Origin of the sequence: Citrobacter sp. Cpo045 (assembly GCF_030332875.1) — a bacterium.
GTDB classification, from domain to species: domain Bacteria; phylum Pseudomonadota; class Gammaproteobacteria; order Enterobacterales; family Enterobacteriaceae; genus Citrobacter; species Citrobacter portucalensis.
Window position 1 is genome coordinate 1 of sequence record NZ_JAOWGZ010000094.1, and the last position, 12374, is coordinate 12374.

The 12374-nt window shown below is 55.0% G+C and carries 14 protein-coding genes; 6 read left to right on the forward strand and 8 right to left on the reverse strand.

Annotated elements, in window-relative coordinates; genetic code table 11:
* Positions 1–24: 24 nt before the first annotated feature.
* The 3 genes from OGY13_RS11105 to OGY13_RS11115 form a co-directional block, all read right to left on the reverse strand.
* Positions 25–1056 (reverse strand): IS630-like element ISEc33 family transposase, encoded by a 1032-nt coding sequence (locus OGY13_RS11105; RefSeq protein WP_001395480.1) that lies wholly within the window; start codon positions 1054–1056, stop codon positions 25–27.
* Positions 1057–1331: 275 nt separating this feature from the next.
* The gene (locus tag OGY13_RS11110) at positions 1332–1862 is read right to left on the reverse strand and encodes a thermonuclease family protein (RefSeq protein ID WP_008322250.1); all 531 of its coding nucleotides are present in this window, start codon (positions 1860–1862) and stop codon (positions 1332–1334) included.
* Positions 1863–1866: 4 nt separating this feature from the next.
* A complete protein-coding gene (locus tag OGY13_RS11115; RefSeq protein ID WP_008322246.1) occupies positions 1867–2064 on the reverse strand; it encodes a hypothetical protein in 198 nt (65 codons plus the stop codon).
* 505 nt (positions 2065–2569) lie between these two features.
* On the opposite strand from OGY13_RS11115, the gene OGY13_RS11120 reads away from it, so the two are divergent.
* From OGY13_RS11120 to OGY13_RS11145, 6 genes are all read left to right on the forward strand, one after another.
* Positions 2570–3601, forward strand: a complete 1032-nt coding sequence (locus OGY13_RS11120; protein WP_008322245.1) for a LacI family DNA-binding transcriptional regulator — start codon at positions 2570–2572, stop codon at positions 3599–3601.
* 286 nt (positions 3602–3887) lie between these two features.
* Positions 3888–4841 carry an ABC transporter substrate-binding protein gene (locus OGY13_RS11125; RefSeq protein WP_008322243.1) on the forward strand — a complete coding sequence of 318 codons (954 nt, stop codon included), beginning with the start codon at positions 3888–3890 and terminating at the stop codon, positions 4839–4841.
* A gap of 64 nt (positions 4842–4905) precedes the next feature.
* Complete coding sequence (locus tag OGY13_RS11130) at positions 4906–6438, forward strand: sugar ABC transporter ATP-binding protein (RefSeq protein ID WP_008322240.1); 1533 nt, start codon at positions 4906–4908, stop codon at positions 6436–6438.
* Entirely contained in the window at positions 6425–7444 is a 1020-nt protein-coding gene (locus OGY13_RS11135; RefSeq protein ID WP_004113181.1) for an ABC transporter permease subunit, read from the forward strand. The genes OGY13_RS11130 and OGY13_RS11135 overlap by 14 nt, the downstream gene beginning before the upstream one ends.
* Positions 7445–7521: 77 nt before the next feature.
* On the forward strand, positions 7522–8892 hold the full coding sequence (locus OGY13_RS11140) for a hypothetical protein (RefSeq protein ID WP_008322237.1): 1371 nt from the start codon (positions 7522–7524) through the stop codon (positions 8890–8892).
* A complete protein-coding gene (locus OGY13_RS11145) occupies positions 8889–9809 on the forward strand; it encodes a carbohydrate kinase family protein (RefSeq protein WP_008322235.1) in 921 nt (306 codons plus the stop codon). Before OGY13_RS11140 ends, OGY13_RS11145 begins: the two co-directional genes overlap by 4 nt.
* Positions 9810–9991: 182 nt before the next feature.
* On the opposite strand, the gene OGY13_RS25125 is transcribed toward OGY13_RS11145, so the two are convergent.
* From OGY13_RS25125 to OGY13_RS11160, 5 genes are all read right to left on the reverse strand, one after another.
* A complete protein-coding gene (locus tag OGY13_RS25125) occupies positions 9992–10057 on the reverse strand; it encodes a DUF596 domain-containing protein (protein WP_071524498.1) in 66 nt (21 codons plus the stop codon).
* A 23-nt stretch (positions 10058–10080) separates the two neighbouring features.
* Entirely contained in the window at positions 10081–10161 is an 81-nt protein-coding gene (locus OGY13_RS25130) for a DUF596 domain-containing protein (RefSeq protein ID WP_371822463.1), read from the reverse strand.
* 193 nt (positions 10162–10354) lie between these two features.
* Complete coding sequence (locus tag OGY13_RS11150; RefSeq protein ID WP_008322233.1) at positions 10355–10771, reverse strand: type II toxin-antitoxin system VapC family toxin; 417 nt, start codon at positions 10769–10771, stop codon at positions 10355–10357.
* Positions 10768–10998, reverse strand: coding sequence for a type II toxin-antitoxin system VapB family antitoxin (gene vapB / locus OGY13_RS11155; RefSeq protein WP_001261276.1), 231 nt, complete (start codon positions 10996–10998; stop codon positions 10768–10770). The genes OGY13_RS11150 and vapB overlap by 4 nt, the downstream gene beginning before the upstream one ends.
* Before the next feature lie 252 nt (positions 10999–11250).
* Positions 11251–12273, reverse strand: coding sequence for a DEAD/DEAH box helicase (locus OGY13_RS11160; RefSeq protein WP_008322227.1), 1023 nt, complete (start codon positions 12271–12273; stop codon positions 11251–11253).
* Positions 12274–12374: the final 101 nt, after the last annotated feature.

Sequence of the window (12374 nt, forward strand, 5' to 3'; positions counted from 1 at the left end):
GCTAAATAGCTGCGCCTAATACCGCTACACTTTTGCCTGACCATGTTTTCCTCCGGGGAATGGGCTGGCGGTTTCCATAAAATGGCGGACCTTTTTCAGTAACTGCCACATTGAGCGGCACTGATGATTACGGGTTATCGTGTCATGAAGTGCCTGCCATAGCCGTTCCACATGATTCACCCACGGCGAGTAAACCGGCTGGTAAATTACCCTGAACTTGGGATTTGCTTTCAACCAGCGCTGTGTTTCGCGGCTTTTATGGATAATGTAGTTATCAACGATCAGCGTGATTGTTTTCGCCCGCCGGTAAGTGGCTTTCAGGTGCTTCAGCAGAGCGATAAACAGCGCTGAACTTTTGCTGTTGCCGCCCACGTAGCTGACTTTACCCGTGCCACTGTGCAGTGCGCCGGCCAGATAGTATTTTTCGTTCTGCCCCGGCGTCACTACCCGTTTCTGCTGTCCGCGCAACTGCCAGTCCGCACCGATTTTAGGATTAAGGTGGATATCCACTTCATCTTCATAAAATACCGGATGCTCTGCGCTGCATTCATCCAGCGCTTTGTGGATTACCGCCATCTTTTCATCTTTATGTGGGTCACGGATACGCAGAGTTGGCGCGGCCCTGCGCCATACAAGCCCCGCAGATGGCAACCAGCGGCGAACGGTTCCTGCATGTAACTGGCAACCGGTTATCTCATTGATTTTTATTGCCAGTAATTCGGTGCTCCAGCGTGAACGTTGATAACCAAAATCGCCGGGAGAATGCTTTATCAGCTCACGTAACAGGGTGCAGATATGTTCAAAAGGCCAGCGTCGGGAGCGCCCTGCGGGTAAGGATTTCAGGCCTTCAATACCTGAGTGCGTAAACCAGTTAATCCAGCGACCAACGGATGAACGGGCACAACAGAGAGTTCTGGCAACATCGCTGACCCGTTCACCCCGATGAAGCATCAGCATGGCCGTGAGTCTGCGGGCATGATTTTTATCACGCGTTTTATGAATAGCTTTCTGCATCAGGCGTCGTTCGCCACGGGGTATTGGTACTATGATCGGCATCGCTCAGTCCGGTTGGTGATTTTGGTTGGTTTGGCGATTGATCAGATCGCACAATCCGGGCTGAGTTCCCTTTCAGTGATCTACTATTCCGCGCAGCTATTTAGCCTCATCACAAATAATGTCATTCAGCGTTTCGATAAGTGATTCTAATTTATTCTCAGTTAATTTCATAATCGTTATTAGCTCACTGTGCAATTAAGGTTGCTCTTGATTGTTTCATTTATTTTTGGCGGTAGTTATTTGAAAGCATCTTTCCAGGAAAATCTTTGCATTCATCATTCACTATTTGACAGAGCCGTGCCCTGATGCAGACTGCGCCAGCGCCAGGGTTCTGTCTGACCCGCGACTGACCAGAGACCGGTCGCCTGACGACGGGCTTCGTCTTCCAGGGTTACGTAGTCGTCCCGGATGGCTTTTCCATGAAATCGATAAGCCCAAGCCAGTCCGTTGCGGATCTGTGCAGCATTCACATCCGCTTTGCCAAGCCACACCGTACCCAACAGCCGGCCATAGCGATCCATGTCAGTGCCCGTGACAGTGACGGTACGCTGCGCCACCATTGATGCTAGCGCCTGCCTGGAACGCTGACCAAAGGGCTGGCTTTTTTCCGGCGCATCGATGCCGGCCAGACGAACACGCGTGAGCTGGTTGTCCGTTTCAAGAACCTCAACGGTATCCCCGTCCAGAACACGAACAATCCGACCGTTGATATCCGCTGTGGCCGAAAACGTCACCACGAGCAGAACCATTAAACAGAGCTGACTGATCATGCAGCTGTGTAATTTAGTGGCCTCGATTTTGTCCATGATGTCAGTCTCTTGGGGTTCTGTACCATACCCGGATAAATTCCGGTTTAAGGTAACTGTTAATGCGTGACCCCAGACTGATATTCATTAAGGTTTCAATATTTATTATTTCGATGTGCTCACTCTGTGAATCTAACCATTCATTCAAATCTTTCACAGAGGAAGTCGGTGTGCCATAAGTGATATCGTGAACTTTAATCATGTCAGTTCCTTATAAAAAGGGGGATGCTTAGTGGGCGCTAAGGCCAAAACGGCTGTTTGGAAAACGATTGTCAGCAGTGTCGGCTTTCAGCCCTTACGTACAATGAAAAGTTTCGCAATTCGGTGATCGGTGTGCTTCGGGATTGCGGCTATATCCCCCATCGTAAATGGAAATATTTCGTCGCATTTTTTTGAGAAACGGCTTCTGAGAGCGATTACTGGCTTCTGAAGGGCTATATCACTAGCAGATTGAACTAACAGAAAGATTTGATCCTTTACGATCCAGAAAAGGATCTGCGAAGTTATGAGCACGCTCACTTCCGAGCGAGACTCCAACTTTCCCAGAAATCATTCACAAACAAAGTTATTTACCTTCTGTTCACAAAACGAGAAGCGGCTCACTGATCAAACAAACCTAAACGTTTATGTTATGGTTCCATAAACGTTTAGGTTTAGATAATAACCGTATATATCGCAGGTAATTTCTTAGATGCAGAGACCGAAAAATGCGTAAAGCAACAATGCGGGATGTGAGCGAAGCAACGGGATTTTCCATGTTTACCGTTTCGCGCGCGCTAAACGGTGGCGATGGCGTCGCTGACGACAGCCGGGAGCTGATTTTAAAAGTGGCGCGAGAGCTCGGCTACGTACCCAACCGCGCGGCCCAGGCGCTACGCCGTTCGAGCAGAGACTCGGTGGCGGTGATCACCGCCCATGCGTCGAACTATTACTATCTCAACCTGATGTCCGGCATTCAGCAGATACTGCAGCCTTCACAGTGGACCGTGGTGCTTGGCGATATTGCGGTCAACGGCATCTATGACCGCGCGCAGGAAGATCGGATGATTAACCGCCTGATAGAGTCACGGATGGCCGGGATCATTTCGACGGTGACGCTGCAGCCGGAAAGCCTGACTCTGCTGGCGAAATGGGATATCCCGGTCGTCTTCGTTGATTCCCCGCCCCGCGGCGAGCACAACTTTCCCAGCGTCACGACCGACAATTACCATGCCAGCCTGCTGGTTGGAAACCATCTGGCGCAGTACGACTATAAAAACTGGCTGCTCCTTATCTACCCGGACCGCTGGACTACGCGTTTTGAACGCGAGCGCGGAATACGCGAGGCCGCCGAGCGGTGCGGCGCTACGCTTGGAGTTGTCGAAACGGAAAACGACGCGCAGTCGGCTGCAGACAAACTGAGCCAGTACCTCGACCGCCAGAAAGCGCTGCCGGATGTCCTTATTGCCGGTAACAACCCTATTCTGCTGGGTTCACTCAAACAGCTCCAGCAGCGCCAGATAGCCATTCCAGAGGATATGGCCCTGATTGCCTACGACGAATTCGACTGGGCGCCGCTATTAAATCCGCCGCTGACGGTGCTCAATGAAAATAGTGAAGAGATTGGCAGACAGTCGGCTGAAATGCTTATCCAGTTAATTAACCTGGAAGGGAAAGGAGAAATCAACACCCAACGTAAAGTTCCCGCCGAGCTGGTTATTCGCCAGTCCTGCGGCTGTAAAAAAACGCATAACAATTAAAAGACATTATAGAGATTGCTGACAACGTTTCGCCCGAATGGGCCTGCCCGACGCCGCTTCGCTCGCGCGGGCCTGAAGAACTGCTGTCGCGTTTTTGCCAGGCCCGCTAAGGTGCCTGTCGGCTAACAGCGGCAAAGCGTTTGCCATCCCTCTCTAATCATTTTAGAGCTTTAAATAACGGCTGAATAATCGGCCGACAGTAAAAAAACAACATCAGAGGATTATTTCTGAGGCTTCCCCACACCTGGCCGTACGTCATACCACACGATAATGAAAGGAACAGAATATGACCAAACTTCACAAAGCATTTCTGGCTGTCGCGGTTACTGCGGTAATCACCACCATGACAGGATTTATCCCCGCCGCCAGCGCCGCGCCGCAGGAGAGCAAAAAAATAACCCATATCGGCTTAATGGTGCAGGACATGTCTAACCCTTTCTTCTCTGCAATGGAAAGGAACGCAAAGCAGGCCGCGGCAAAAATCGGCGCAACTCTTAACGTACAAGATGCGCAGGTCGATCTAGCAAACCAGAACACGCAGATTGACGCCTTTATTCAGCAGAAAGTGGATCTGATCATTATTTCCGCCGTCGATGAGTCCGGCATCGAGCCGGCCATTCAGCGGGCAAAAGCCGCCGGAATTATCGTTATCGCGGTCGATACGCCCGCCAGGGGCGCTGACGCGGCGATCATGACCAATGCCATCCAGGCCGGCGAAACCTCCTGCGAATATCTGTTCAGCCAAATGGGCGGCAAAGGCAAAGTGCTGCTGGTGGACGGCACGCCGATTCAAACCATTATTGACCGCATCAAAGGCTGTAAAAACGTCGCGCAAAAATATCCAGATATCAAAATCGTCGGGCAGCAGGCATCCCGCAACGACCGCGCTTCCGGCCTGATGGTCACCACCGATATGCTCACCGCCAATCCGGATGTCTCCGGTATTTTCGGTATGAACGATCCTGCGGCGCTCGGCGCGGTGCTGGCCGTTGAGCAGGCCGGCAAAGCCGGTGCGATTAAAGTCACCGGCGTAGACGGCAGCCCGGAAGCGGTTGAAGAACTCAAGCGCAGCGGCTCACCGTTTATTGGTACCGCCACGCAAAACCCGGGCGAAATGGTGCGCCAGGCCATCTCGCTTGCTCAGGATATGGTTGATGGCAAGCATATTGCGTCCCCTACCGTATTGATCCCCAGCGTGCTGGTCACGCGCGACAACGTAGATAGCTATCCTGGCTGGTAATCACATCATCACTCAAGAGGCAAAAACGGGATGACGATTGGGTTCATCCCGGAGGGCAAAGACAATGGCCGACATCACTTCATCCCCCTTGCTTAGGCTGGAAGGGATTTCAAAACGCTACGGCGCGACCCTCGCACTGAACAACGTACGCTTTGATTTATTCGCCGGAGAGGTCCATGCCCTGATGGGGGAAAACGGCGCGGGTAAATCCACGCTGATGAAGATCCTCTCCGGAAACGAGCAGCGCGATAGCGGCGCGATCTATATCAACGGGCAGGAGATTGATATTCGCACGCCAAGAGATGCGCGCAAATATGGCATCGCCATCATCCATCAAGAGCTGAATACGGTTCCCGATATGACTGTGGCGGAAAATCTATTTCTCGGCCAGGAACAGACCTCTTTCGCCGGTATTCTCGATCGCAAACGGATGCTCCGTGAGGCCCGGGAGAAGCTGGACCGGATTAACGCGGACATCGACCCGCAGGCGCCGCTCGGCTCGTTGAGCATCGGACGTCAGCAAATGGTCGAGATTGCACGCGCCGTCAGTGAAAACGCAAAAGTACTGGTGCTTGATGAGCCGACCGCCGCTCTGTCGCGGGCAGAGACCCTCCAGCTTTACCGGCTTATCGAGCAAATGCGTCAGGATGGGGTCGGGATGGTCTACATCTCACACCGCATGGAAGAGGTATGGCAGCTGGCAAACCGGGTCACGGTGTTCAGGGACGGCACGTGGATCGGCACGGAAACTCTGAGCAGCGTCTCGACCACCGATATCGTACGCATGATGGTTGGCCGTCAAATCGTCGATCTCTATCAGCACGAACCGCGTACGCCCGGCAAAGTACTGCTGGAGGTCGCGGATCTGGCGGGTAGCGCAACCGGCCCGGTCTCCTTTGAGGTCAAAGCGGGCGAAGTCGTCAGCATGTCCGGGCTGGTTGGCTCTGGCCGAACCGAAGTGGCCCGGCTGTTATTCGGCGCCGACCCTCGTAGCCAAGGAAGCGTGCGTATTAACGGCAAGGTAAGCCATCCGTCAGATCCCACCGCCGCCATCGCCGACGGAATCGGGATGGTGACCGAGGACCGCAAAACCCAGGGCCTGTTTCTGGGTCATTCGGTTGAGCACAACATTGATATCAGCTCGCTGGAGAACTTTGTCGCCGGCGGCGTGGTTAAACGCAAAACCATCCGCGCCGCCGTCCTTGAGCAGATGCGACGGTTACGGCTGCGGGAAAATGCGGTCGAACTACCCGTCAGCGCCCTGTCCGGCGGAAACCAGCAGAAAGCGGCGCTGGCGCGCTGGCTGCTGCGCGATTCGAGGCTGCTAATCCTCGATGAACCGACCCGCGGCGTGGATATCGGCGCCAAAAGGGAAATTTACGAACTGATAGACAAACTCGCCCGCGCCGGGAAAGCCATTCTGGTGATCTCCTCCGATTTACCGGAGGCCATCGGCATCAGCGACCGCGTGCTGGTTATGCGCGGCGGCCGAATCGTTCACCAGTTACCCTCATATTCAGCAACGGAAGAAGAAGTGATGCTGCACGCAACAGGAACCTTTACCAGTCAATCCGGAGAATGCCATGGACAACAATAAACCTGTGACGGAACTGCCGGTCAAAGCGCCGTTTGATTTTGCGAAATGGTGGGATCGGGTGGGGATCTTAATCGTTCTGCTGGTGCTGCTGATCCTGATGTCGACCTTTGCACCAAACTTTAACCGCGTCGATAATCTGCTGAATATCGCCCGCTCGATTTCCGTCAACGCTATTCTGGCGGCGGGAATGACCTTCGTCATTTTAACCAGCGGAATTGATTTGTCCGTCGGGTCTATCGTCGCCGTCTCCGGCGTGATCTCGGTGGTTGCGGCGATGGCCGGGATCCCTGCGCCGCTGGCGATTCTGGCCGGCGTGGGCGTGGGCGCGCTCTGCGGTCTGCTGAACGGCGTGCTCACCGCCTATCTCGCTCTCGCGCCCTTTATCGTCACTCTCGGCACAATGACCTTCCTGCGCGGTATGGCCTATACCATTACCGAAGGGCAACCTATTGTATCGAGTAGCCTGAGCTTCCGCGAGCTGGGGAATGGCTATCTCGCCGGCATCCCTGTTCCGGTCATTATTATGCTGGTGGTTTATCTGCTGGCGTGGTTTATTCTTGAGCGCACGCGGTTCGGTCGTCATATCTATGCCGTCGGCGGCAACGCCCAGGCCGCGCGCCTGGCCGGCGTCCGGGTAAAACGCGTACTGGCGGCGGTTTATATGATTGCCGGCGTCTGCGCGGGTCTAGCGGGCATTATCTTCGCCGCCCGGGTCATTTCCGCCCAGCCTACGGCGGGTACGGGATATGAACTGGACGCCATTGCGGCGGTAGTGCTGGGCGGCACCAGCCTCGCCGGAGGACGCGGGCGAATTATCGGCACCCTGATTGGATCGATAATTCTCGGCGTGCTCAGCACCGGCCTGATTCTGCTGAGCGTCCCCTTTTTCACCCAGCTATTGATTAAAGGCATCGTCATCATTCTTGCCGTGGCGATTGACGGACTGAAGCAGCATCCGGAACTGTTTACCTTCTGGCGGAAAAAAGAGATCGCCCGTACCCGCTAGCTTTCCCTGACGCTTTGTTTATCCGCCGCGCTGGCGGCGGGTCTTCGCATGCTTAAATTTTAATGGAGTATACGCCCATGACATATCACATTACGCTGACGGACCCGATGAACGGTACCCGGGATCGCGAACCGATTACGTTTACTCTCCCCGAGAAACTGCAGGAGCCCCTGTGGTGGGCAATCACCAGCGAGGACCAACGGATCCTTTGCCAGCGCCTCACTCATGAGTCGACGCAAAACAGTACCGCCTTTATCGCAACGGTAAGCTTCAGCGGCACGCTCCGGATGCGGCTTGACCGGCCGCTAACGGCGGCAGAAGTCGGTGACGTCGCCGGTATCCACCGCCTGCCTGGCCGGGAGAAAGACTGTTTTGTCCGCCTCAATACCGGCTGCTTCGATCTGGAAATGTGTCGGGGAACCGCCCAGGGCGTGGGTTCATCCAAGTGGGGACTGCGCCATTTTCGCTGTCTGCAGGACAACGTCGAGCTGCTTCCTTCCGGGAATAACGCCATCGGCGGTTTTTACGGTCCGTTCTTTACCCCGGAAAATGGGCTGATTAACCCGCCGGAACATACCCTCGTAGATATTGAAATTGTTGAGGAAGGCCCAGTCTATCATCACTATCGCATGCACGGCACGATCCCCGATGGATTATTAGCGGAGCTGCGCGGTAAGCACTTCACCATCGACTGGAAGTTCAGCTGGAATACCCCGTGGTTTCAGCGGCGCTACTGGGTTGATGACTTTTCGACGGTCATTAACGGGCGTTCAGTGACCAACAAGATCACCGTCGGCGACGAGTTTGAAAGCGGTCCGGGAAAACTGCTGTTTGACCGCTTCGCGGCCTACGGCGGTACCCGCTATCGCGCAGGCGATCCCTACGCCGAAGAGCTGGTCGCCATGGTGGCTCATACCGTTACCACCTCTGAAAACCAGAGTCCGAAATTTGCCGAATTCCGCGAACAGCTCGCCGATATGGCCTCCGCTCATTGGGATCTTTACTGGCGAATGTTCTGCCGCTGGGAAAACGTGCTGGATGAAACTGAAATCCGCGAAAGGCTTGGCGTAGTGCGCGCCCGGGCGCACGTACGAGCCGACCTGAATGAACGGAAATGGCACCTGACTGATTCTCCCGTCAACGTTTCCGCTGTGCCGGATGAAACCGTGTTCCCGGGACCAGCCAGTAAAACCGTCGAGTACGATTCAGCGAGCGGCCGGGCGATGATCTGGTGGACCTCCCGCCCCTCCGGCGCGTTTCAGATAGTCCAGCGCCGTCAGTCCGGTTGGGTGAACTGGGGCAGCAACGGGGAAAACGAGTGTCCGGAGCTTCCGGTCGGGGTTGATATCAAAACCGCCTGCGGGATATTCGCTGACAACTGGATGCAGGTAGCCGACAATCTGGAAACGCCGCCGCAGGTCGCGGTGAGTCAGGAGGAAAAGCCATGATCCTTTGCTGCGGAGAAGCCCTGATCGATATGCTGCCCTGCCGGAGCCGTGAAAATGCTCCCGCCTTTACGCCCTGCGTCGGCGGCGCGGCGTTCAATACCGCCATTGCCCTGGGGCGCCAGGGGATAGCGGTCGCGCTGTTTTCCGGTTTATCGGACGATTTTATGGGTGACATGCTGCGCCACACGCTTGAGGCCTCTGGCGTGGATTATTCGCCCTCAACCCGCGCACCGCTACCGACCACGCTGGCCTTTGTCAGGCTGGAAGGCGGACAGGCGCGCTATACCTTTTACGATGAGAATAGCGCCGGCAGAATGCTGACTGAAAGCGACCTGCCGACGCTCGGTGATGACGTATCTGCCGTCCTGTTCGGCTGCATCAGCCTGATAGCCGAACCGTGCGGCAGCGTTTATGAAGAGCTGATGGTAAGAGAGGCGCCGCGCCGGGTGATGTTCCTCGATCCCAATATCCGTGAAATCTTCATCCTGGACCGGCAGAAACACCTAGCGCGCATGATGCGGATGATTGCCCTAGCGGATATCGTCAAGCTTTCCGATGAGGACCTCGCGTGGTTTGCCGAACCCGGCGAAGAACACGAGGTCATACGCCGTTGGCTTGCTCTGGGACCAAAACTTATTGTGGTCACCCGCGGGGCTGACGGCGCCGATGCCTGGACCGCTAATTTCCATCTTCATGTTCCAGGAGTTCGCGTAACGGTTGCCGATACCGTCGGCGCCGGGGACACGGTCAATGCCGGTATTCTCGCCAGCCTTTCGCAGGCCGGACTCCTTGAGAAGCCTAAATTAGTCACATTGTCACGAGAGCAGGTGCGCCGCGCGATCAATCTCGGTATGCGTGCCGCCGCGGTGACGGTCTCCAGGCCAGGGGCTAACCCGCCGTGGGACCATGAACTCTGAAGACTGACGACGCTAACCCTTGTAAATCACAGGCGGCCGAATGATGGCCTGAACATTTGCCCGCGCATTCTCCCCCCTTTCAGGGGGAGTCTGGCGGGTGGTCATTGCGTAACTTTATTTGACCTTCGTATTGGCGAGTGACTGCTTAACGGCTCCGAAGAGTCGTTATGACTAGCGGTGTATCAGGTCCAGTCTTCATAGCCATAGTCATGGATCCAGACTATGCCGCCAGGGCATTTTTTCGTCAGAAACCATCCTCTTCCATTTCCTCCTAGTTTTCGGGAAAGTTTTCACGATACAAAGAAATTTGTTCGCCGATGCTGCCTTCCAGATATTTTCCTCGACTTGCTATACGTTTTCGTTACCAGAAGATATTTTTGAAGGGCGAGTTAAGACCGTTAAATTTCAATACAAACAATGAATTAACCTCTTAGCGTGGTTTTTTACATCATTGGACCTCGAACCCCGTTCACTGAAAAGCCAGCCGTAGTTCGGGTGTTCAGCATTCATGTCTGTCGTCTCCGTAACGACATTTTTTTTCGGTTTTATTTTACCCAGTCTTCCAGCATCAGGCCCGGGACCCGCGCAAACTCTCTCACATTGTTCGTCACCAGGACGGCACTGGCCGCGATGGCGTGCCCGGCAATGGCCGTGTCGTTCGGGCCGATCGGCGTCCCGGCGAGGCGCAGCGCCACCCGGATGTCCGTCGTGGCGTCCACCGCGGCGCGGTCCCAGGGCAGGACAGCATCGAGGCGCGCGCAGAACGCGTCGACCAGCTGAATATGGCGCGGCGAGGCCTTCGGGCCGGTGGCGCCGAAGCGCATCTCGGCGTACGTCACGGCCGAGACCACGATGCGATCACCGCGCAGCACCGCCTGCTCCAGGCGCTTCAGCACCGCTGCCGGCTGCTCGCGCATGATGAACGAGCAGATGTTAGTGTCGAGCATCCAGGTTTTCTTCATGGCTCAAAGCGTCCTTCATCGCTGACCACATCCTCACGCTCCGCCATAAAGTCCGGATCGGCCCTGTCCAGCTGCGCGAATGAGCCCCAGGTCGGCCGGACGGGACGCAGAATGATGCTGTCCCCTTCCCGGACGATCTCCAGCTCGCTGACGCCGTCAAAATCCAGGTCCCGGGGCAGACGGATGGCGCGGTTATTGCCGTTTTTAAATATAGAAACTGTGCGCATGGATGTTCCTCCGGCTGATCATGCATGATGTGTGAGTGCATATGTGCAGTATATGCCTGCCGGATTGATTTGTATAGGTGTCACATATGCAGATGCATGGCATATGGATATGCTGTGCATATCCTGTTTTCTCATTTATCCATCGCAGATCCGAAAAATACCAAAACCGGATCCGCACTTTTCCAGCCTGAAGTGACGTCGTTGGCCATACAGCTTTATTTCGGAATTGTGCCCTACTGAGAAGCAGCTAACTCAATTTCGGAATCGGCGCAGATGAGTTTCGGGAACAAAATAAATGTTGCCGCGCGCCCGTGAGCATGCCACGTACAGCCTGTTACGGGACGACGGTGGAAGGGCTGCCAGTTCCTGACGGGTTAGAAGTTTCCAGTGGGAGGATCCCATCACAATGCAGACATCCTTAAAGTGGTCGAGCCCTTTACTGACGCCCCAGTTCATGGAATAGCAGCCGTAACGGTGATGTTCACGATAGAAGAGCTTAATCACCGTATTATCGGCGTGCAGGGTGGCTGTGCGCTCTGCATCTGTGATCGTTTCAATCAGGGTGGCATGTCTCCCATGGGCAGCGATACGGATGTTCAGTTGCCCGGTGATAAACTCGCACACTGAAGCTGAGCAACGCCATGTTCGGTTGAGCGTGTCCCGGTCAACCTTGAAACCTGCTGCGTCGAAGCGGGCCTCATATCGCGTAATGTCATCGTGCAGCGTTGAATTAACGTTGCCGTCATGGCTTGTATCAAAGGTATGTTGATAAAAATCGCCGCAACAGAGCACAGTGATTTCCGCGCGGCAGAGCTCCAGCAGAAAATTAAAGTCATGTCCGGCAAAGTCCTGGACTTCATCGACAAGCAGTTCATCGTAGTAACGGGCAAGCCGGGTACGGATATCCGGCAGCAGCCCGCGGGCTGTCAGCAAGTGTGCGAGCCTCCGGTGATACAGCCGTCCGGCGGGATCCTGATAATGCCGGGCATTCGTGCGCGGTATTCTGGGTGGGGGCTGGTCGAAGCTCAGGCCACGCGATACCAGCTGCTCCTGCAGGTAAGGCCGGAAGCAAAAACCGTGCAGAAACTCAAACCAGGTCATCACCCTGATCCCGTCCGGGATAAAGCCAAAACGTCTGATAATCTGCGCCCGCAGATGCGCTTCATTATTCACGGTGAAGGTCAGGAGCAGCGTCCTCCGGTCCTCACTCAACCGTCGTATCAGCAGCGTGGTCTTGCCCGAGCCGGCAACCGCAAATATCACTCTCTTGTCCATGCCAGTGCCTCCTGAATATAAAGGCACTGTTGCAAATAGTCGGTGGTGATAAACTTATCATCCCCTTTTGCTGATGGAGCTGCACATGAACCCATTCAAAG

Excerpts from the sequence above, each read along its gene's own strand:
- OGY13_RS11115 (WP_008322246.1), bottom strand. The coding sequence starts at position 2,064 with ATGATTAAAGTTCACGATATCACTTATGGCACACCGACTTCCTCTGTG.
- OGY13_RS11120 (WP_008322245.1), top strand. The coding sequence starts at position 2,570 with ATGCGTAAAGCAACAATGCGGGATGTGAGCGAAGCAACGGGATTTTCC.
- OGY13_RS11105 (WP_001395480.1), bottom strand. The coding sequence starts at position 1,056 with ATGCCGATCATAGTACCAATACCCCGTGGCGAACGACGCCTGATGCAG.
- OGY13_RS11130 (WP_008322240.1), top strand. The coding sequence starts at position 4,906 with ATGGCCGACATCACTTCATCCCCCTTGCTTAGGCTGGAAGGGATTTCA.
- OGY13_RS11150 (WP_008322233.1), bottom strand. The coding sequence starts at position 10,771 with ATGAAGAAAACCTGGATGCTCGACACTAACATCTGCTCGTTCATCATG.
- OGY13_RS11110 (WP_008322250.1), bottom strand. The coding sequence starts at position 1,862 with ATGGACAAAATCGAGGCCACTAAATTACACAGCTGCATGATCAGTCAG.
- OGY13_RS11135 (WP_004113181.1), top strand. The coding sequence starts at position 6,425 with ATGGACAACAATAAACCTGTGACGGAACTGCCGGTCAAAGCGCCGTTT.
- vapB (WP_001261276.1), bottom strand. The coding sequence starts at position 10,998 with ATGCGCACAGTTTCTATATTTAAAAACGGCAATAACCGCGCCATCCGT.
- OGY13_RS11140 (WP_008322237.1), top strand. The coding sequence starts at position 7,522 with ATGACATATCACATTACGCTGACGGACCCGATGAACGGTACCCGGGAT.
- OGY13_RS11145 (WP_008322235.1), top strand. The coding sequence starts at position 8,889 with ATGATCCTTTGCTGCGGAGAAGCCCTGATCGATATGCTGCCCTGCCGG.
- OGY13_RS11125 (WP_008322243.1), top strand. The coding sequence starts at position 3,888 with ATGACCAAACTTCACAAAGCATTTCTGGCTGTCGCGGTTACTGCGGTA.
- OGY13_RS11160 (WP_008322227.1), bottom strand. The coding sequence starts at position 12,273 with ATGGACAAGAGAGTGATATTTGCGGTTGCCGGCTCGGGCAAGACCACG.